Source organism: Paenibacillus sp. y28 (assembly GCF_037137075.1).
Lineage (GTDB): Bacteria > Bacillota > Bacilli > Paenibacillales > NBRC-103111 > JBBBNV01.
This window is the reverse complement of record NZ_JBBBNV010000018.1, coordinates 80,529-100,635: the sequence shown is the minus strand read 5'-3', so window position 1 is coordinate 100,635 and position 20,107 is coordinate 80,529. Positions and strand designations below refer to the sequence as shown.

The window sequence follows — 20,107 nt, the reverse complement described above, 5'->3', positions numbered from 1 at the left end:
GCACGCCGCCAGCGTTCGTCCTGAGCCAGGATCAAACTCTCCAATAAAGTGCCCTTCACAGGGCTTATTGTTAAGCTAGATTAGCTCATTCATTTCAAAACTTGTTTGCGAGATAACTCTCGCTCAAGCACGCTCGTTGTTCAGTTTTCAAGGAACAAGTGTTTCTGTTTTGTGTCGTTCACCTCTCAGCGGCGACCTCTTTAATATAACACATTCGCCTACTCGATTGCAAGTACTTTTTTTAATTTCTTTTTTCGAACCGAAGCTCGAAGCAGCTCTTGCAGCTTTTGTCGATGTGTGCCGTTTTAGCGGCGAGAATTAATATACCATAGACTTCAATTATAATGCAACCCCTAAATGAAAAAAGATTTCTAGTCAGCTTCAAGAATGATAGATAAGCATGGAATACACGCCACTATCGCCGTCCAAACCATGCCCACCCCAAAGCTGAATTAGCCAGCTTCTTTCCGCACCGCCCGTAGTTCCCGGCGCAGTGTTTCGCTGCATGACGGCAGTCAGTCGACCACAATGCCAACGATGTTCTCTACCAGCATCATAGCTCCAATCTCAAAACAAAAAAGACCGCCAAGTCTGCGCGAGCCGCACAAATCTTGACGGTACATTGCTATATCTTCTTTGTAAGCACAAAACTTAGCAGTCTTGAAGGTCCATGCTCCGAAACCCGTTCTCTACAAGTCACCCTCGCCGCAGTATACGAGCAAAGCGCGCAGGTCTTTCGTTCATAATCCCGCAAAACCACAGGAACCCGCCGATTATGCAACAGCTAAGGCATCAGCAGACTGATAGTGCAGAATACATAATTCATGCCGGTTGTCGCTGACACCGCCGCTGTTCATTTTATGGAAGAAGCCCTGCGCCTGGCAATTACTCTCCTCCAATAAATAGGTATCTGGCCAAAACAAGAACAAACAAAATCCACATCAGCCAGTGAACCTTATATTTATTCCCGCCGCCTACGGTTGCCAAAATTACATACGCGATAATCCCCATAGAAATACCGTTCGCGATATTATAAGTAAAAGGCATAAACACAATGGTTAGAAAAGCCGGGATGCCCTGAACCAAATCCTGAAACTCGATTTCTTTGACAGACTGCATCATCAGGACGCCAACTACTATAAGAGCGGCAGAAGCGGCGGACCCTGGGATCAGTGCTGCAATCGGCGCCAGGAACAGCGCCAGCAGGAAGCACGCCCCTGTCGTCACGGAAGTCAAGCCGGTACGGCCCCCTTCAGCTACACCTGCCGAGCTTTCCACAAAAGCCGTAACTGTACTTGTCCCAACCAATGCCCCTGCGCTAACGCCGACTGCATCCACCATCATTGCTTTGCCGACACGCTTATTTCCTTCCTGACGGTTCTTCATAAAGCCTGCGCGATTGGCCGTCCCGACTAAGGTTCCGAACGTATCGAACAGTTCAACAAAGGTAAACGTCGCGATAATACTAATGATGCCCACATTAAATACGCCGGCAAAGTCAAACTGGGCAAACTCCAGCTTGCTGAAATCAGGGAGCCAGGTTGCTTTTCCAAGCGAAGCCAGGTCAACCAGTCCCATAAAGTAACCGATTATCGTCGTCCCGAGAATGCCGAACAAAATAGCGCCTTTAATGCGCAGCACCAACAAAATCCCAATCAGTAAAATACCGATAATCGCCAATTGAACATTCGGGTCATGGAAGCTGCCCATCGTAAGCACGGTTTCGGCCCCCAGCGCAGGCCGACCCGAATGTGCAGGAACATCCGTGAACGGTTCCAGCACAATAGTCATCAATCCGCTGTTTTTCAAGCCCACTACAGTAATAAATAGTCCGATCCCGACCGTAATCGCGTGCTTTAAAGTATCCGGAACGGCAACTAACAGCAATTGACGAACCTTGGTAACCGTCAAAATGATAAAAATAATCCCCGACATGAATACCGCAGTCAATGCCATCTGCCAGCTAATCGCCCCGTTGGAGGATACGACAACAGCGGCGAAATATGCATTGAGGCCCATTCCCGGCGCCAAGGCTACCGGAAAGTTCACAAACAATCCCATCGCGACGGTCATGACACCGGCGGCAATGGCTGTAGCCAAAAAGATCGACATCCAGTCCATTCCTGCAGCGCCAAGTATCAGCGGGTTAACTGCCAATATGTAGGCCATTGTCATGAAGGTTGTCAAGCCGGCCATCATCTCGACGCGTACAGACGTCCCATTTTCCTTCAGCTTAAAAAAACGATCCAAACGCCAACTCCCCTTTTTTTCTATAAGATTACCAACCTTTTGTTTTACTATTCATTTTTATGATAGCGCTTCCAAATCCGGTTGGCTAAAATTATTTCTTAATTCTAAGATCGCCCCTTAACCTTGTCAACATAAATCCAACCTGTCTAAAACATGGCTATAATAGATATCTGGACAGTCAAAAGTTCTTATTAAAAAATCGTAACATAGAAAAATAACCCAATCAGGCAATGGTCTGGTATCCTTAATTAGATATATAGATATAAAAATTTCCGCACATTCTATCCAAGTGCTTGTGACTGAATGTTGAACGTCTTTTTATTTTTTAGAATTATTATAAATTAGTATTGACTTTAATTATCAGACTTGGTATTCTAGTAACCAGAAGCAATCACCTAACCACTATTACCTATTCCAAGGAGGAATTTCACATGGCAGAGCGTTTCGTAGGCAAGCAAGCACCAGACTTCACAATGGACACCGTTTTGAGAGACGGTCAAAATTTCGGCAAGGTATCCCTTTCTGATTATCGCGGTAAATGGCTGGTCTTCTTCTTTTATCCACTCGACTTCACTTTTGTATGCCCGACTGAAATCGTTGCGCTTAGCGATGCGGTTGAGCAATTCGCCGATTTGGACACTGAAGTGCTTGGCGTAAGCGTGGACAGCGTGCACTCCCACCGCGCCTGGATTAACACAAGCAAGGATGCCGGCGGTCTGGGCAAGATCGAATTCCCGCTCGCTTCCGACATCACCAAGAAGGTCAGCAGCGACTATGGTGTTCTCCTTGAAGATGAAGGCGTCGCTCTCCGCGGGCTGTTCATTATCGATCCGGAAGGCGTTGTAAAATATCAGGTTGTAAACCATAACGATGTAGGCCGCAGCGTGGATGAAACTCTTCGCATCCTGCAAGCACTTCAAGCCGGCGGACTGTGCGCGGCGAACTGGAAACCGGGCGACAAGCTTTTGCAGGCCTAATATCATTACTTGAACAAGGGGGAGTAGCTATGTCGAGCAGCGTAATTGTGTACACGAGCAGCGGATGTCCGCACTGCCATAAAGTTAAGGAGCAGCTTCAGGAGTGGGGCCTCGCCTACGAAGAGCGCAACGTGTCGGAGGTGAAGGAATACTTCGAAGAACTCCAAGCTAAACGTATCTTCGGCACCCCGGCTACTTACATCGGCGGCAAGCCGGTGCTCGGGTTCCAGCCTGAGAAAATGAAGCAGCGCCTGGAGGCAGCCGGTATTGCGATTGGCGGCGGCTCGGCGGCCGAAGGCGGTGCTGCCGCTCAAGGCGCCGCTGATCACAGCGACGCGGCAGGACAACCCCTTACCGCATCAGGCGCTGAAGCTTCCCAAGGCAGCGGCTCGGATTCTGGCAATACACTGTTCGGCTCAGTTACCGCCGACGTGCTCGACCGGGTGTACGACCTCGTCGTCATTGGCGCCGGACCGGCCGGTGCTTCAGCGGCTGTGTATTCTGCGCGCGGCCGGCTCAGCACGCTTGTAATCGATAAAGCCCCTGCAGCAGGGACACTGGCGACGACTCACAAAATCGCTAACTATCCCGGCGTCCGCAAGGAAGTAACCGGCCTTGAGCTGGTTACCGAAATGCAGCAGCATGCACATGACTTCGGCGCTTCCTTTGTGCGCAGCCAAGTGCTCTCCGTAGATTTCTCGAATCCTGAACTGAAGCTGCTCCAGCTTCCGGAAGGCACCATCCGCGCGAAAAGTGTTTTCATTGCCGTAGGCGCCAAAGCCCCGGGCAGTAAAATCAAAGGGGAAGAAGAATTTACTGGCCGCGGCGTAAGCTACTGCTCCACTTGCGACGCCGCCTTCTACCAGGATCGTGTGGTCGTGGTGGTTGGCGATAATGAAGAAGCGATTCACGAAGCTACCGCGCTGGCCAAGTTCGGCCGCGAGGTGCGGCTGCTTGTACCCGGCAGCACCGTGAAGGTTCCGGAGGAAGATCTGGACGAATTCGCAAAGCTGCCGAACGTGCAGATTTATTACAAGCACCGCGTAAAAGAAATTGCGGGCGACGAGTCCGTTGACCGGGTCATCGTCAATACACCGGAAGCCGGTGAGCAGGCGTGGGACGTTGACGGCGTATTCTTGTATTTGGCCGGCATGAAGCCCGGCACCTCGTTCCTCGGCAATGCCGTAGAGCTGGAGGAAGACGGCTACGTTAAGGTTGATGAGCTGCTCCGCACGAGTGTAGACGGTGTTTTTGCCGGCGGGGACGCTCGGCGCACGCCGATTAAACAAGCGGTTGTTTCCGCAGCCGACGGGTGCATCGCAGCACTCGGGGCAGATCAGTTCATCAACGGCCGGACAAAGCTGCGGCCGCAATATGCTTAAATAAATGGCAAGCCAGCTATGCCGTCAGCACCATTCGCTTGGCTGAGGATAACACCAGATATCCAGGTAAAGGCAAGCTGCGCTGAATGGCCATGCAAAGTCACCGGACTCGAACGTCCTTACGCAGTAACGTTGTTCTCAGAAGCGATACGTAGCGATATGCGTACAGGCAAACGTATTCACGGTCTCCCGTTCTACTGCCAAAACAACATCCCGCAGCCGTGATGGCCCGGGATGTTGTTTTTTTACACTCCAGTTCAGAGCGGCAGCCTGGATAAACCGTCATCCGATTGCTTTCTAAGCCAAGCAGCAGGTTTTCACGGTTTTCACTTCCTGCCACAACCATTGTGCATGTAGCTCCATGAATCCGACTACCTATTCACTACATGATGCATGCTCCAAATATACCTCTCCTTTTCTCGCATGGCAATCTGTTTAAACACGCAGAAAAGCCAACGCTGCGGATAACGGCAAAAAGCCCCGCAGGCCGCGGGGCTTCGAGCATAGAGCACGGCTACCGCCGCTTGTGCAGGCGCCATACTCTTGACATCCGTACTATACAACGTATTAAAAAATCATCTCCCGCTCCCGCATCGTCAGCCGCCGGGCAGCGACATCCACTGCAATCCTCCCGCCGGAAAGCCCCCAGATCCGGGTAGCAAACCGCTCGGCCCATTCCAGGTTGTGGAGCGTGCAAATGACCGTCTTCTTCTCTTGGACGCAGATGGACCTCAGGTCCTGCAGCACTCGTTCTGCCGCCTCCGGCTGAAGTCCGGTAACCGGCTCATCGGCAAAAATCACCTCTGCCCCCTGCACCAGCGCCCTCGCCAGCGCCACACGCTGCTTCTCGCCGCCGCTCAGCTTCTCGGCCTTTTCCTCCGCCTTATCGAGCAGGCCGACCTTCTCCAAGTAGTCCATCGCCAGAACATGCTCATCCACCGCTACACTGCGGGTCAGCTTGCGCCATAGCGGTGTCTGGTAAAAACGCCCGCCCAGCACATTGCGGTGTGCCGATGCCTTGAGGTCCATATCCGGCTTTTCTTCCAGATAGGCCCAATCCCGGCGCAGTTGAAACTTCTGCATCAGCCCCGAGGTCGTTACATCACTGCCTTTATAAATGTATTGACCCGAGGTCCACGCTTCCTTCAGGAATAAACAGCGAAGCAGGGTGCTCTTCCCGCTGCCGCTCGCCCCGACCACGGCAATAAATTCGCCGGGGTCCGCCTGAAAGCTCACACCGGACAGCACCTGCTGGCCCGGCGGGAATGTTTTGACCAAATTGCGCACGATTATCATCGGTGGTTCTCCTTTGTGAACGGGCTGTCATCACTATTCCCTTCATTATAGCACACGTACAACGGCGGCTGCACAGCCGGCGTAGTGTCTGTCCGCCGCCACAGGACACCGAAACGCGCACGTGAAGTTCGCACGCGTCGGGAAAGCATACGCGCGCGAGGCCAGAGCCGCCTTGCCCTTATAGCTCAAACCGGTCCCGGAGCTGTACATACAAAGCCACCGCCAGTTCGGCCGGGCTTGCAAGATAAGGCTGCACCGCTTCCTCCATACCCAGCTTCGTAGTCAGCTGCTGAACAACCTCCGAGCCGAGCTGAAGCCGATTTTCAACCGTTAAATGCGGCAGCCGTTCAATATAAACCGCCAGCAGTCGCCAATCGTCAAATTCAAGCCGGTTGGCCTGCCAGTCCTCTACCGTTACGAGCGGCAGCTGCTGCCACTTCTGCAGCGTCTTGTTGACACGGCGGCGGACCGAATTGCGCTCGCTGCCTGTCTCGTACACCACGATCGTCCCGGCCACCAGGTCCCCCAGACGTTTGTCCTGCGGATGCAGAAAGCTGGTCACAGCCGCCGCCATATAGGCGTAAGGCAGCATATCAAAGATACGGAACAAATTACGGATTGCAGCTGATAAAAATGTAAGCGGCTGGCCGTTGTCCTGAAGCACGCGAAGATGCAGCATTTTTTTGCCTATCGTTCTTCCATGCCAAACGTATTCCAATACCATATAATAGCCGAAATTAATCAGAAACATAAACGCAATGGCCAGCGCAATCGCATAGCCTTCGAGCTCCCCAATCTGATTAAACGAGCCCCAGCCGATAGCGGTCAAGGCCGCTATCATGATGAGCAGGTTAACCAGACCAAGCACGAGCGAATCGATGATTTGAGCCGCCGCCCTGCTGCCTAGCCCGGCGCTTTCAAAGCGAAGCCTGACCTGCTCGGGCGTCACAATCATCATTTCCCGCTGTGCTCCTTGATTTATCATAAAATTCACTCCTCACTTTTGCAAAAATATGGTAGCATAGCAATAGCCCTTATCTTTAGCCGGAGGTCTATACACATGGAATTATCCCGTTTTATTCGACAGAACAAACCGGTATGGACAGAGCTGGAGCAGCTTCTGGAGCAGCTTCGTGGCCGCAAAGCCCCGATCCGGGCCGAGCACATCGATCGGCTCGCCGATCTGTACCGCCATGCCTCCACGCATTTGGCCTATATGCAGACCTATTTCCCGCAGGAGGATGCGACCAGACAGGTGAATCACCTCGTCTCCCGGGCACACCATACCGTTTATCAGGAGCAATTTAAAAGCAAGCATCAAATCGCCCGCTTCTTCGGAACGGTGTTCCCATCCTTGCTGGCGGCCCGCTTCCGGTTCGTTGTCTTTGCCGCGCTGCTGTTCCTAATCGGTGCAGTATCGGGCTATGCTTCCGTATGGAGCAACCCGCTCAATCTGCACATCCTTCTTCCTCCGTCCATCGCCAACAACGTGGACCCTTCCCGCCTGGGAGAAGGCCATGATACAATCAACAACGCCCTCATGTCCACCTCGATCATGACGAACAACATGAAGGTGGCGATGCTCGCTTTTATTAGCGGCATTACATTCGGGCTGTACACCGCTTATCTGCTGCTGTTTAACGGTCTGCTTGTCGGCGCGCTCGCCGCCTTGTTCGCACAGGCCGGAAAAACATATGATTTCTGGGCTTACATTTTGCCGCACGGCATTATCGAGCTCAGCATCATCTTCATAGCCGGGGGAGCCGGGCTGTTTATGGGCTACCGCATGTTCGTGCCCGGCCAGCAGCCATGGAAGCTCCAGCTGCTGCGCTCCGCCAAGGAATCCGTTCAGCTTCTGCTCGGCACACTGCCGCTGTTTGCAGTCGCCGGCATTATTGAAGGATACGTAACGCCTTCCGCGCTGTCACTGGAAGCCAAGTACATTTTCGCGTTAAGTACGCTAATCATTGTCATCTTATATTTACTATACAGTGTGAAGAAGCATCAGCAGCTGACAGCCAATCAAAGCATCCAAGGAGCCGGGAGCTAAGTATCCCGGCTTTTCCTTGCTCTTCGGGCGCTATAACGCCTCCCGCGCCTTCACATCCAAATAAAAATTAACCGCCGCCAGCGGCAGCTCGCCCGCCGCCACATCCAGCACATGAATCCCGAAGCCGGCCATGCGGCGCACGTAAGAACGGCGATCCAGCACCTGCTTTTGAGCTACACTTTTGGCGTAAAAATCATGCCGGTCCTCGGCTTCACACCTTGCCCAGCCGTGCAGAACCGGATCCTGAAGCGCCAGCAGCACGATCAAATGGTTCCTCCGCAGCCGCAATAAATACGGCACCAGCCGCTCCTCCAGCAAATAATTATCCATGTCCGACAGCAGCACAAGCAGGCTGCGCTTTTTCTGAAGCCGGGCCAAATATTCCAGCGCCCGGCTGTAATCCGACTCTACGAAGTCACTCTTCAAATCAAACACAGTATCCACAATCGTCTGCAGATGCCCCATGCCTTTGCCAGGCGGCACATAGCACTTGATTTCATTCGAAAAAGCCAGCACAGCGACCTGGTCGCCCTGCTTCAAAGCAACCGCGGCCAGCGTCAATCCGGCCTCGAGCGTCCGGTCCAGCTTCACGCGATTGTCCAGCTCAACCCCCATCATCCGTCCGCAGTCGATGAGGATCGTCACGAATTTGCCGCGCTCCGGCTGATAAATATTAGTCATCAGCGTCCCGGTCCGGGCGGAAGCGGCCCAATTCATATACCGGGGATCATCGCCCTGGACGTATTCGCGTATGTTCTGGAATTCCGTGCCCGAGGTGGAGCGGCGGATGACCTTTCTGCCGTCAAGCAGCAGCATCTGCGCGGTTGAAGCCAGCACCCCTCGCACGCCGGACAAGTCCGGGTAAATGCGCAGCTCCTGCTCTGCAGGAAGAAGCACCTGCTTTTGCCACAGCCCGATGAGCCCCGAATACCTCAAATAAACCTGCCGAAATGTATACCGGCCCCGTTCCAGCGCGGATGTCGTATAGTCCGCCTGCGTCCCCCTGCTGTCCATAACTGCGGTCAATCTTCCCGGCTGCTCGAACTGTACAGGCACATCGTCGGTCATCTCCAGCCGCAGCGCCTGATTGCTGTCGGCCTCAAGGTAAAGCTCGACCCGGATTGGCTGGCCGATATCAGCCCGCTCCGGCATCCGCCGTTCGACGCGAATTTGGCTGCGCTTTGGCAGCAGCAGCAAATCAACGGCGCTCGCAGCGATAAGCAGCGCGTTATAGCACCAAAATACATACAAATCCAAACCCAGCCATACGCCAAGGGCCGCAAACGGCGCGCCTGCCAGACAGAACCACAGCAGGCGTCGGGTCGGCACAATAAAATGCCGGGCAAACGTCTTAACGAGGAACCTCCACAGATGCCAGCGTTTCCTGGATGAACTGATCGCTGGTCCCTCCCTCCAAAGCAAGTTGCGGCGACACCGCAATACGGTGACGCAGCACCGGCCGGGCCACCAGTTTAATGTCATCCGGCGTCACGAAATCGCGTCCTTCCAGCAGGGCCCACGCTTTGCTGGCTGCCAGCAGAGCCAGACCTCCCCGGGGACTGGCGCCAATCAGCACCTTTTTGCTGTCCCGGGTGCGCCGGATAATCGCCGTAATATAGTGGATTAACGAATCCTCCACAACAATCGAGTCCAGCCTGGATCTTGCCTCCAGGAGATCCCCCAGCGCAAGCACAGGCTCAAGCTGCTGTTCCGCAATGCCCCTGGCCTGCACCGCCTGCGCTCTGTAAATCTCGGCCTCTTGATCCGCCTCCGGATAATCCAGAATCAGCTTAAACAAGAAGCGGTCCAGCTGGGCTTCCGGCAAAGGATACGTGCCCTCATACTCGACCGGATTTTGCGTAGCTACGACAAAAAACGGCTCCGGCAGCTTGTAGGTCGTGCCCTGAATTGTAACCTGGGCCTCCTCCATTGCTTCCAGCAGCGCCGCCTGTGTTTTGGGCGGTGTGCGGTTAATTTCATCCGCCAAGAGCAGATTCGTAAATACAGGCCCTTTTATCGTATAGAAATCATTTTCTTTCATATGGTAAACGACGTTGCCCGTAATGTCGCTCGGCATCATGTCCGGCGTAAACTGGATGCGGCGGTAATCGCCATCCAGCAGGCGGGCAAGTGTCCGCACCATCTTCGTCTTGCCTAGTCCGGGAACCCCTTCCAGGAGCACGTGTCCCCCGGCCAGCAGCGCCGTGACCAGCAGCCGGACATTCAGTTGCTGCCCGACAATAATTCCATTCATGGATTGAAGCAATTTCTCCATCCTGCGCCTTACCCCTCTTTCTCCAGCTTACGGTTCATCTGTTCCATTCGGGTGCTGTCTTCAATCGCTTGCTTCATCGAATAGGGCTGACGGGCTGACGGATTATCCTGCAGCTGCTCGACCCACATCAGACGGGCCAGCAAATCCCTCAGCTGCTCGACCTGGGCAGCACTCCAGCGTGCGGAGGCCGCTTCCAGCACATGCTCGGCCGGGGCGGCTAGCGGTACTCCCCAACGATCCTGTATCAGCTGACGCAGGTACCGCTTCTGGTACATCAGCGCTTCGCCCATAAGGCGCTTGCGCTGATACCAGCCCGAGACCGCGAGCAAACTCTCATCCCCCCGGCGCACAATCCACGCCCTGGGCGTGAGCACGGGGCCGAGACGCTTGCCCTTCAGCCACAGCCAGAGCCACAGGGCCAGGCCAGCCTGTACGCAAGCCAGAATCAGCCAGCGCGGATAGACAGCCATGAGTCCGGGATCCTCTTGAATGCCGTGATGCACTTCGTCCATCCAGACAGCATTCCAGCGCCGCTCGGCGAACTTCGGCCAAATAAAATCAAAGTGATCGTATTGTAATATTTGGGAATTAGTCAGCCAGTGCGGTGTCAAATACACCGTCAGCCTGCCGTCCCCAATCTCATACTCTGCTGCGAGCACACCCCGGTCGTCACTCAGCAGTACCCGATCGGCATCCTCCTCTGCCAGCCGGTATCGGGCTTCGACCAAGCCCTGCTTGCCTGTATCCTGAGCAGCCCCTTCCTCCCAAATGGAGGTCAGACCGCGCTTCTCGCTTTCAAGCGGCTTCGTCTCCACCAGATTCAGCCCGGTTGGACCGCTGTCGAACCACAGCACTTCATTGCCCTGCTCCATCCACTCCAGCAGCGCTTCTTCCTCTTTTTCATGAACAGACCAGGGCTGAATAACGACCAAAAGCTGGCCTGATCCCTTGGGGAGAAACCGCCAAGGCTGCTTCCATGTTCCCAGCGGCTGCTGCTCGGACGCAATCAGCTCCGTCAGTGCCTTCACCCCTTCTTTGCCCGGAGAAAAAGACACATACGGCGGATATTCCACCGGCTTGGGCCTAACCAGTATAGACCCGATTCCAAAAAAGAGGATGAGGCAAACCGCAAGGGATATAAGCCGTTTACGTTCCTGCAGCATTGTCCTTCCCCTTCCCGAGCAGCAAGCCGATCATGTCGATATATGCCATGAGCTCTTCCTTTTGTACCTCCGCCTTGCCATACCAGGCCCGTTCAAAGGCGACAGCAGCACCAGCAAAGGACGAGCCTAGCTCAGGAGCGCGAAAGCCCAGCTCCAGCCGGTACTCCCAATTCGTCTTCCACTTCTCTACTTTGATGAAGGACCGATGCTGCAAATAGAGCAATAACGCCAGAAACGCACTGCGCATCCCTTCACGATACGCGCCCCGGTGCGCCAGCTCCAGCGCACGTTCAAGGTAATACGGATACGGACGATCCAGCTCCTCAGCTTCAATCGCAACCCGCCGGCGGTACAGGCGCTGCTGCCACAGCTGACGAACCAGCCACACAATGAGACCGGCAATGATAAGCAGAGATATGGCGATGACGATGATCGCCGCCGTCGAAGAGGAGCCCTCCGGCATGGATACGTTAAAATGCTCCTCCAGCCATCTCATCAAGCGATCCAGCACCCACGTCAGCCAATTGGAGCTTTCGGGCTCCTGCCGGATTTGGTACTCCTCCTGGGCCAATATATCCTTCAGCCGCTCTTTTTCCTGTGTCCAATCATGATTCATGCGCCGCTACCTGTTCTTCGCGCTGCTGCAGCATACGACGGAGGTCATAGCCTTCATTGCGGATTTTCAGATCAAAGTAACTGACTACATACCATGTCATCAAAATAGGCAGCAGCACCATATTCAGCACCATGCCCAGCAGCGTTGTGATTACGGAGCCCCCTATTACCCACATCAGGCCCACTAAAAGAGACACCACATAATAAATCGTTCCAAGGACGAAGGAGCCGCCGAGAATCCGCCAAAAATGACCCCTGGTCAGGTGCCAGCTGGCCTTAAGCCCGAGCCCTCGATCCTCCAGCAAGGCATGGGGCAAATAAAAGCCGAAGCGGATAATGGAAAAGCCGAACCCGGCGATGACGACAGCCAAAAACAGAACAAAGAGCACCGCCATGCCGATAATGCCAAGCACCGTCATGGACGTATTGTTCTCCATCAGCGCCGTCATGCCGCCAAAGCCCAAGCCAAAAATAAAAATAAGCACAACAAAAACGACAACGGTAACGATATACAAGCCGTACATCGCCATCATAAACACAATCGTGCTTCCGAGCAGCCTGCCCCAGCGCCTCCAAGCCTGACGCAGCGCCGTGCGCAGAGTAACCTCTTCCCCCTGCATGCTCCCACGAACAATTACTGTAACGGCTCCTGTAGAAACCGGCAGCAGCAAGCAAATGTAAACCGGAAGCACAATAAGTATGTAAACAAAAAGAAGCGCGACATTGGACTCATCCCATTGGGGGTTGGCAATCGAGTTCTCAGCGAATTCTTCCCAAGACCATTCTTTCGGCACAGACGGCAGCACCGGCATCGAAAGGCCTCCCTGTTGAAAAAGCGCCTGCAGCAGTCCGAACGGGGCATAAAACATCAGCATCAGTAAAAAAAACTTGCTAAAATGATTGCGGTACAATTGAAAGCTGCGGTCCAGCAGCCGGCCGATACCAAGCGGCTTCAAGAAATCTGACGGCATGTTTTGTTAGTTCAACTCCTTTTTGCTAGATCAGAATGGATTTCGCCTTCACTCAAAACGACTCAAAACAAGCTTCTGCTCAAGTCCAATGAAACGGGTATGAACCTTCAATCTTGGACGGTAGGCCGTTTACCGAGGCGGCGAAAATTGATGCTGATCCACTATATTTCTACACAGCTTGTCTAAAAACCTTCCAATTACAGGAATTATTTTGACAAATTGTCCGGAATTTCTGGTTCAACGGACTGCCTGCTTGCTGTCTGTAACTAATACGTGCCGCCGCCGGCGTTCGTTGCGATGCGTCGTTGGACGATACAGTAAAAAACGCCTCCCCCTGGCCGATTCCGGCACAAGAGAAGGCGTATTGTTATTTTAGATAATCCAGCAGCAGAAACGATTATTCCCACTCAATCGTCGCCGGCGGCTTGGACGTAATATCGTACACGACGCGGTTGACGTTGTCGACTTCGTTGACGATACGAACGGAGATTTTCTCCAGCACGTCCCATGGAATGCGCGCCCAGTCGGCGGTCATGCCGTCGATGGAGGTGACGGCGCGGATGCCGACGGTGTAGGAGTAGGTACGGCCGTCACCCATGACGCCTACGCTCTTCATACCCGGCAGGGCGGTGAAGTACTGCCAAATTTCGCGGTCGAGGCCCGCCTTGGCAATTTCCTCCCGAAGAATTGCATCGGACTCGCGAACGATATGAAGCTTGTCCTCCGTTACTTCGCCAAGCACGCGGATGGCCAGACCCGGACCCGGGAACGGCTGACGCCACACGATTGCCGCCGGCAGGCCGCATTCTTCGCCGACCTTGCGGACCTCGTCCTTAAACAGCTCCTTCAACGGCTCGACAAGCTTGAACTTGATGTCCTTCGGCAGTCCGCCCACGTTGTGGTGAGACTTGATTGTTTGAGCTGTTGCGGTGCCGCTCTCGACGATGTCGGTGTACAAGGTGCCTTGGGCCAGGAACTCGAAGTCGTCAAACTTGGCCGACTCCTCCTGGAACACATAAATAAACTCGTTACCGATGATTTTACGCTTTTGCTCCGGATCCGACACGCCCGCCAGCTTGGACATAAAACGATCTCGGGCGTCGATTTTGACTACTTTCATGTCGAATTTCCCGACGAATGTCTCCATAACGCTCTCGGCTTCGCCCTTACGCAGCAGACCGTGATCGATGAACATGCAAGTAAGCTGATCGCCAATCGCTTTGTGCAGCAGAATCGCCACAACGGAGGAATCTACACCGCCGCTAAGTGCGCAAAGCACCTTGCTGCTGCCGACCTGAGTGCGGATTTCCTGGATGGTGTCTTCAATAAAGCTCTCCATCGTCCAGTTGCCTTCACAGCCGCACACATTGTATAAGAAATTGTGAATCATTTCGTTTCCATATACCGAATGACGCACTTCCGGATGGAATTGAACCGCGAACAGCTTGCGTTCCGGATGACTCATTGCCGCGATTGGCGCATGCTCGGTGCTGGCATCGACAACAAAGCCTTCCGGCAGCTTCGCAACCATATCGCCATGGCTCATCCAAACCGTTTGCTTCGCTTCCAGCCCTTGAATCAAGCCGCTGGTCGTATTAAATTCAACATCGGCTTTGCCGTACTCGCGTTTGCCGGCTTTTTGCACATTCCCGTTCAGTTGGTGGGCCATCATCTGCATTCCGTAGCAAATGCCGAAAATAGGCAAGCCCAGATCATACACACCCGGATCCACAAGCGGCGCATTCTCCCCGTAAACGCTCGACGGCCCCCCGGAGAATACGATCCCTTTTGGCTGCATCGCCTTAATTTTTTCGGCCGGCGTATTATAAGGAAGCAGCTCGCTGTATACCCCAAGATCCCTGATTCTGCGGGCGATCAGTTGGTTATACTGCCCCCCGAAATCCAATACGACAACGATTTCATTATGTTTGCTCATTATGACCCTCCTAAAAGCTTCATAACCTCCATTGTACCACAACTTGTCAAATCATATGAGCGGTTTTGAAAAAAGGTTAATAAATGCTCACATTAGCATTGGGAAAAACTGACACGCTTCAATTGTGATTGCACGTTTTTGTTTTTGGGCTATCATTAAAATTGTATTGCAGATACAACTATACGCTTTGCCGGGTTTGCTGCAGCCGTAGGTTCCCTGCAGAAGCCTCGGGCACGGCGACGTTAGGAGCGTACTCATGTATTTTACCGTGTTCTTGATTTGCTCTATTCTGGAGAGCATCGGAATGTTCAGCACCATGCTGGCAACCTTCCGTCTGCGGCTACGCGACTATTGGCAGCCGTTCATGGTCATCGCCGTCCTGGCCTCCTCGACTTCCTTTCTGCTTCGGGATGTGCTGATGATACAGGATATTGCACCGCTGGTGCTGCTGGTTCAATTCGTGATTCTGATTCGCGTGCTGCTGCGGACGAACTGGCTGTATGCCGGAATCATGGCGGTCACGGGGCTGGTGCAGCTGGTGCTGCTGCAAGGGATTATTTATCTTGTGCTGGATTTTGCCGGACTGTACCCGGCCGAGCACATCAAAAATCATATCCCGTGGGTCATGCACGGCTTTCAGGTCGGCTCCTTCATTGTAATGGTCGCTCTCGCTCGCTGGATGTATGCCCGGAAGCTCGGCTTTACGTTTATCAGCTTTGGCGAGAAAGCCCGGATTAATTTCAAGCATAACGTCAACATTACACTGTCCGTGCTTGTGTATGTGTCCATTATCGGAGCAGGCTGCCTCTATATTTATCTCAACTTGACAGCCATGCTTATTTTCTGTGCCATTGCCGCTGCCATCCTGATCTCCATCATCCGCCAGTGCATTGAAAAGGAGAAGATGCAGATTCAGCGGACCGATTGGGAGTGACAGCGGCAGGCCGGAGCTTCACCAGGTAAATCATTTGCCTGATCAATGATGAACCGCCTTCATGCTTACCGGAGAAAAATAAAAAAGGAAGCGAAGCGTTCCCCAGAAGCTCAGCAAAAACCATGCCGGTCTCGTCCGTGAACGAGCGGCATGGTTTTTTTGTTCAATTCATTAACCGTCCGGCCTGCGGGTAATGCATCTCCAGTATTCCCACAGCTGCTTGCGTTCGGGCGCAGTTAACGGCTGGCCGCTGTACCGCAAGGTCTCATACTGCTCCACGAGCGCGGCAAGCGCAGCCTGCTGCTCCGGGGCGAGCGCTTCCTGGGCCCGGGCGAACTCGCGCAGGGTCTGCCCCTTGGGCTTGCCGCCAAGCCGTGCGAACAGCCGCCGCCAGAAGCGGTCAAACCGTCTCAGCTCGCGTCTGGCGGCGGCGGAGCACCGCTGTTCCGGGCCGGATGCGAATGCAGGGCTCAGGAAGCGCCCTATGACCAGCCTGCGCTGTACAGTCCGCGCCAAAGCAGCGCTGCCCAGGAGCAGCATCAGCGCAAGGGTGGCGGCAAGCGCAGCGCGAATCGGCGAGTCCGCCGCAGGCCACAGCAAGGCTGCTGCCCGGGTGACGGCTGCTTGAGCGGCACTGTAGACTGCAGGCAGCGCTTCACCCAAGCCGCGTGAATAGAGAGCCGCTGCTTGGGGCGCGGGAGCAGCGCCCTGACCGGCCGACGAAGAAAGCGGCTGGGCTGGCGAGAAGGCCGCTGAAGCCGGAACGGCTTCGATATCGCTTCCGCTTGACGCCCCGTTTGCCGCAGTGTGCAGCGAGGTGCCTGTATAGCCCGGCGTCGGCTCAAAGCCAACCCAGCCCGCACCGGGGATAAACGCCTCAACCCAGGAATGGGCGTCCGAGTTGCGGATCGTCACGGTTTGCACCGCTTGGCCGCCGTCCTGCTCCCCGCCGAATACCGCCGCCTCCTGCCCATAGCCAAGCATCCAGGACGATTCCTGCTGTACCTCCCCCGGCGCAAAGCCCTTCACCCAGCGGGCGGGAATGCCCGCCGCCCGAAGCAGTACCGTCATAGCAGTAGAGAAATGATCACAATAGCCGACCTGCTGCTCAAACAAAAAGTAATCTGCAAAATCCCCATTCCCCGGCGGATAACCCGGCTCGTCCAGGCTGTAGCGGTAATGCGCCCGCAAGTATCGGCTAATGGCAAACGCCTGATCCAGCTCGCCGTCCGCTCCGCCGGTAATCTCCGAGGCCAGCTGTCTTACCCGCTCCGGCAGGCCTGCCGGAAGCTGCAGGTGCACTTCCCGTTCCTGAACGGACAACTGCTTCGGGCTGTAGCCCGTCATCGCCGCTGCCGTCGCCGTTCCCCGGCTTTCCTGTACATCCGGGCTGCCGAGCACCACAACGGGATTAACCAGCAGACGATAGTAGGAAGCCGGTTCCCCAAAACGGGAAAGATCATATTTGTGACCGTCCGGGAGCAGACGAACGGCTTCTACGCCCGCAACAGCCCCCTGTTCTCCAATCAGAGCCTGAATGTCACGAATGGTCCCGCCAGCGAACAACAGACCGCCGAGGGAACGGTTCTGAACCAGCACTTCCTGCTCAATCACAGCCGGCGCCGGTGCATTAGTGCTTCCGCGCAGCTGCTCGCCGTCCCCTCCCAATCCAAGGGACACCGGAACAGAGCCGGCACCGGACGGCGCCGTATATTCTGAATTCGGCATGACGTTCTCCGGCGTGAATGTCTGCGGGGGCTGCCGTTCAGCCTGCACCCAGCCTTTGCCGTCATACACGTTCCTTGATTCTCCCCGCCAATACGTTTGTACGGGTGTCCGGGCCAGGAAGGCGACGGTAGAATCCAGCTGCAGTGGGCCGCCAAGCCTTGAATCGCTGCCTCCGTATCCGGATCTGGCCTTCCCGAAGGAAGCATCCCCGGTAGTGGCAGAAGAACGTAGAGGAAAAGCAATTTGCTCCGCTTTGCGCGCCAGCTGCTCCCAGCCGCTCCAATTCCAGCCCAGCCGCTCCAGCACCGCCGTGCCCTGCGCTTGAAGCCGCGAAGCGCCCTGCTGATCCATCACTGCAGAAACGAACATTCCTGAACAAAACAAGGCCGACGTCGCACCTATGGTTGCGGCCAGCCACGGCCAAGGCCAGCCGCGGGCGGTATGCACAGAATCAAGACCTGCCTCCTGCCCGCCGCGCCCGCTGAACGTCAATACCGAAGAAAACCGGGAAAGTCCCAGCAGCAGCAAGCCAAGGGCCGCTGAACGCGCCAGCCCGCCGGACGTATCCATTCCCGGAACTAGCTGCAGCACGCCCAGGTAAACCAGGGTTGCCCCGACCAGCCACAGCACGGATTGCCGCTGGGACAGCATCGTCTGGATCACATACAGCAGCAGCATCCAGCCCAGCAGGAACAGCAGTGTCCGTCCGGCCCCGCTAACAAGCTCCACGTTCCCTGCCGCAGCCGAAGCTGCGTCCTGTCCTACAGCCTCGACCAGCTGGACAAGCCAATTGCCAGCAGGAAAAGAAGCTTTGAAAAAAAGGGAGCCGACGAGCCCGAGACAAACCGACAGCCGCAGCAGCCAGCACACAAGGCCAGGCAGAGGCAGCAGGCCGATAAGCAAGAAGCCGCCCATTCCAATCAGAAAAGGGGCTGTCATGTGCACATCCGTCTGCTCCGACATCGCCGCCAGGGGCAGAATCCACTCCCGGACAAGCAGAAAGAGAAGCACAGCATAAACCGCCTGCCGAGGGAAGGATTCTGCAGTTTCCGAAGCCGAGGACTGTGCAGTGTAATGGACTGCATCCGGCGAATGGCCTGGCTGGCGAATAGACGTCCGTTCGCGCGGGGCGTTATCTCCCTTAGCCCCTGCTTCCTTATTAGGCAGTGACATCGACCGCCACTCCTTTCCCTTGGTTCGCTGCGGGAATGCCCACAGGGCACACACGGATGAAGCAGCCCATACGCGCCAGCTGCTCCAGCAGTTGACGTGCCAATGCATCCGTTTCCTTCCTGTCGGTCACCCACACAAGGGCTGCCGGGCGTCCTGCCGCCCGCAGCCGGCCCAGCGTCTCTGCCAGCGCCGAATCCAGCGCCGGTGTGACGCATACGGCCAACACCTGAGCAGGCAGCGCCGCCATCACCTCCGACACTTCAGCGGCAAACGGCAGACGCCCATCCGGCCTCACATCCGCCAGCAGCTCATACCCCCTTCGCAAATCCACCTTGGAGGCCAGTCCCAGCTCTTGGCTTGCCGGACAACCGCAGCGGAGTCCCGCCGGAATGTCCTGGGCCTGGGCCTCGCGCAGCAGACCGGCGGCAGCGGCGACACAGGACTCAAACAACGCGTAGGCACGAGGGGTTGAATAGGAAGAACCGCTTGCGTCAAGAAATACCAGCCAGGGCGGATCGGGCGCACTATCGCCGGTTTTGGTCCGAAGCTCTCCGTCCCGGGCGGCAAGCTTCCAGTGAATGCGGCGAATTGCGTCCCCTCGCCTGTACTCGCGAATTCCGCTCACAACGGGAGACGGAGATGCGGCCTGCAGCTGCACAGCCCCTTCGCCGGAGATGCGGCCTCCCTCCGCGGCCGGAAGCCCGGCTTCAAGACGAAGCGTACGGCGGCCCAATTCCAGCGGCCGAGGGTATACCGTCAAATGAATCGCCGCTTCACAATGGCGCCGCTTCTCTGTCAGCCCGAACACATCACCGGTCAAGGCCTCCAGCCTGAGCGCGCAGTAGCGGCCCCGGGGTAAAGCGGTCACCGGATAAGCAATCGTAAAGCAGCGGCGAAACCACGGGAACAGCAGCCGTTCCCGGTACATCTCCGCGTACGGCGGTCCGGCTTCCTGCACGGTTCCCTCTCCAGCCCCGGAGCTGCCCGTCCTCACCCAATATTCCCGCACAACAAGCCAGCACAAAGGAAGAGGCGAGCGATGGCGGATCGTCAGCTTTACCTGTAGCGTATCACCGGCGAACAGCTTCGCCTGAGACAGCTGGGGCACGATCTCCAGGCTGCGCAGCGCCCCCCATGATCCTGCCAGCGTCATGACCAGCAGCAAGCCAAGCAGCGCCGCCAAAAACACAGCGGCTTCCTTGCCGCCGCCAAGCAGCAATGCCACTGCGCCTATCCACAAAATAAACATAAACAGCCATGCCCACCACCCGCGCATCGCAAGCACCTCCTTTCACTGATTTCTTCTCTCTGTTTTTTCTCTGTTTCTTCCTCTGTTTCTTTCTCTGAATCAAGCACT

The 20,107-nt window shown here is 55.4% G+C and carries 15 protein-coding genes; 4 read left to right on the top strand and 11 right to left on the bottom strand.

Features of this window, described 5'->3' with window-relative positions; genetic code table 11:
- Positions 1-885 precede the first annotated feature (885 nt).
- The gene (locus tag WBG83_RS15095) at positions 886-2,250 is read right to left on the bottom strand and encodes an NCS2 family permease (protein ID WP_336745980.1); all 1,365 of its coding nucleotides are present in this window, start codon (positions 2,248-2,250) and stop codon (positions 886-888) included.
- A gap of 431 nt (positions 2,251-2,681) precedes the next feature.
- Here WBG83_RS15095 and WBG83_RS15090 point away from each other — a divergent pair, with 431 nt between their 5' ends.
- Both WBG83_RS15090 and WBG83_RS15085 read left to right on the top strand, forming a co-directional pair.
- The gene (locus tag WBG83_RS15090) at positions 2,682-3,227 is read left to right on the top strand and encodes a peroxiredoxin (RefSeq protein WP_336745979.1); all 546 of its coding nucleotides are present in this window, start codon (positions 2,682-2,684) and stop codon (positions 3,225-3,227) included.
- A 29-nt stretch (positions 3,228-3,256) separates the two neighbouring features.
- Entirely contained in the window at positions 3,257-4,609 is a 1,353-nt protein-coding gene (locus WBG83_RS15085; RefSeq protein ID WP_336745978.1) for an FAD-dependent oxidoreductase, read from the top strand.
- 567 nt (positions 4,610-5,176) lie between these two features.
- Here WBG83_RS15085 and WBG83_RS15080 read toward each other — a convergent pair.
- Complete coding sequence (locus tag WBG83_RS15080; protein ID WP_336745976.1) at positions 5,177-5,905, bottom strand: phosphonate ABC transporter ATP-binding protein; 729 nt, start codon at positions 5,903-5,905, stop codon at positions 5,177-5,179.
- Between the two features lie 178 nt (positions 5,906-6,083).
- The gene (locus WBG83_RS15075; protein ID WP_336745974.1) at positions 6,084-6,890 is read right to left on the bottom strand and encodes an RDD family protein; all 807 of its coding nucleotides are present in this window, start codon (positions 6,888-6,890) and stop codon (positions 6,084-6,086) included.
- A gap of 75 nt (positions 6,891-6,965) precedes the next feature.
- Here WBG83_RS15075 and WBG83_RS15070 point away from each other — a divergent pair, with 75 nt between their 5' ends.
- The gene (locus WBG83_RS15070; RefSeq protein ID WP_336745973.1) at positions 6,966-7,955 is read left to right on the top strand and encodes a stage II sporulation protein M; all 990 of its coding nucleotides are present in this window, start codon (positions 6,966-6,968) and stop codon (positions 7,953-7,955) included.
- A 30-nt stretch (positions 7,956-7,985) separates the two neighbouring features.
- Here the strand turns inward: WBG83_RS15070 and WBG83_RS15065 are convergent, their stop codons facing one another.
- The 6 genes from WBG83_RS15065 to guaA all read right to left on the bottom strand — a co-directional run bounded on the left by WBG83_RS15065 (position 7,986) and on the right by guaA (position 14,915).
- On the bottom strand, positions 7,986-9,284 hold the full coding sequence (locus WBG83_RS15065; RefSeq protein ID WP_336745972.1) for a DUF58 domain-containing protein: 1,299 nt from the start codon (positions 9,282-9,284) through the stop codon (positions 7,986-7,988).
- A 22-nt stretch (positions 9,285-9,306) separates the two neighbouring features.
- A complete protein-coding gene (locus WBG83_RS15060) occupies positions 9,307-10,230 on the bottom strand; it encodes an AAA family ATPase (protein ID WP_336745971.1) in 924 nt (307 codons plus the stop codon).
- 8 nt (positions 10,231-10,238) lie between these two features.
- Complete coding sequence (locus WBG83_RS15055) at positions 10,239-11,393, bottom strand: DUF4350 domain-containing protein (protein WP_336745969.1); 1,155 nt, start codon at positions 11,391-11,393, stop codon at positions 10,239-10,241.
- The gene (locus WBG83_RS15050; protein WP_336745968.1) at positions 11,377-12,009 is read right to left on the bottom strand and encodes a DUF4129 domain-containing protein; all 633 of its coding nucleotides are present in this window, start codon (positions 12,007-12,009) and stop codon (positions 11,377-11,379) included. Before WBG83_RS15050 ends, WBG83_RS15055 begins: the two co-directional genes overlap by 17 nt.
- Positions 11,999-12,979 (bottom strand): DUF7544 domain-containing protein, encoded by a 981-nt coding sequence (locus tag WBG83_RS15045; RefSeq protein ID WP_336745967.1) that lies wholly within the window; start codon positions 12,977-12,979, stop codon positions 11,999-12,001. The genes WBG83_RS15050 and WBG83_RS15045 overlap by 11 nt, the downstream gene beginning before the upstream one ends.
- Before the next feature lie 397 nt (positions 12,980-13,376).
- On the bottom strand, positions 13,377-14,915 hold the full coding sequence (gene guaA, locus WBG83_RS15040) for a glutamine-hydrolyzing GMP synthase (RefSeq protein ID WP_336745966.1): 1,539 nt from the start codon (positions 14,913-14,915) through the stop codon (positions 13,377-13,379).
- 256 nt (positions 14,916-15,171) lie between these two features.
- Here guaA and WBG83_RS15035 point away from each other — a divergent pair, with 256 nt between their 5' ends.
- Positions 15,172-15,849, top strand: a complete 678-nt coding sequence (locus tag WBG83_RS15035; RefSeq protein WP_336745964.1) for a hypothetical protein — start codon at positions 15,172-15,174, stop codon at positions 15,847-15,849.
- A gap of 171 nt (positions 15,850-16,020) precedes the next feature.
- Here WBG83_RS15035 and WBG83_RS15030 read toward each other — a convergent pair whose 3' ends face one another.
- Together WBG83_RS15030 and WBG83_RS15025 are read right to left on the bottom strand one after the other, a co-directional pair.
- Positions 16,021-18,750, bottom strand: a complete 2,730-nt coding sequence (locus WBG83_RS15030) for a DUF4129 domain-containing transglutaminase family protein (protein ID WP_336745963.1) — start codon at positions 18,748-18,750, stop codon at positions 16,021-16,023.
- Positions 18,737-20,026 (bottom strand): DUF58 domain-containing protein, encoded by a 1,290-nt coding sequence (locus tag WBG83_RS15025; RefSeq protein WP_336745962.1) that lies wholly within the window; start codon positions 20,024-20,026, stop codon positions 18,737-18,739. The genes WBG83_RS15030 and WBG83_RS15025 overlap by 14 nt, the downstream gene beginning before the upstream one ends.
- Positions 20,027-20,107 lie beyond the last annotated feature (81 nt).

Excerpts from the sequence above, each read along its gene's own strand:
- WBG83_RS15090 (WP_336745979.1), top strand. The coding sequence starts at position 2,682 with ATGGCAGAGCGTTTCGTAGGCAAGCAAGCACCAGACTTCACAATGGAC.
- WBG83_RS15085 (WP_336745978.1), top strand. The coding sequence starts at position 3,257 with ATGTCGAGCAGCGTAATTGTGTACACGAGCAGCGGATGTCCGCACTGC.
- WBG83_RS15080 (WP_336745976.1), bottom strand. The coding sequence starts at position 5,905 with ATGATAATCGTGCGCAATTTGGTCAAAACATTCCCGCCGGGCCAGCAG.
- WBG83_RS15075 (WP_336745974.1), bottom strand. The coding sequence starts at position 6,890 with ATGATAAATCAAGGAGCACAGCGGGAAATGATGATTGTGACGCCCGAG.
- WBG83_RS15070 (WP_336745973.1), top strand. The coding sequence starts at position 6,966 with ATGGAATTATCCCGTTTTATTCGACAGAACAAACCGGTATGGACAGAG.
- WBG83_RS15060 (WP_336745971.1), bottom strand. The coding sequence starts at position 10,230 with ATGGAGAAATTGCTTCAATCCATGAATGGAATTATTGTCGGGCAGCAA.
- WBG83_RS15055 (WP_336745969.1), bottom strand. The coding sequence starts at position 11,393 with ATGCTGCAGGAACGTAAACGGCTTATATCCCTTGCGGTTTGCCTCATC.
- WBG83_RS15050 (WP_336745968.1), bottom strand. The coding sequence starts at position 12,009 with ATGAATCATGATTGGACACAGGAAAAAGAGCGGCTGAAGGATATATTG.
- WBG83_RS15045 (WP_336745967.1), bottom strand. The coding sequence starts at position 12,979 with ATGCCGTCAGATTTCTTGAAGCCGCTTGGTATCGGCCGGCTGCTGGAC.
- guaA (WP_336745966.1), bottom strand. The coding sequence starts at position 14,915 with ATGAGCAAACATAATGAAATCGTTGTCGTATTGGATTTCGGGGGGCAG.
- WBG83_RS15035 (WP_336745964.1), top strand. The coding sequence starts at position 15,172 with ATGTATTTTACCGTGTTCTTGATTTGCTCTATTCTGGAGAGCATCGGA.
- WBG83_RS15030 (WP_336745963.1), bottom strand. The coding sequence starts at position 18,750 with ATGTCACTGCCTAATAAGGAAGCAGGGGCTAAGGGAGATAACGCCCCG.
- WBG83_RS15025 (WP_336745962.1), bottom strand. The coding sequence starts at position 20,026 with ATGCGCGGGTGGTGGGCATGGCTGTTTATGTTTATTTTGTGGATAGGC.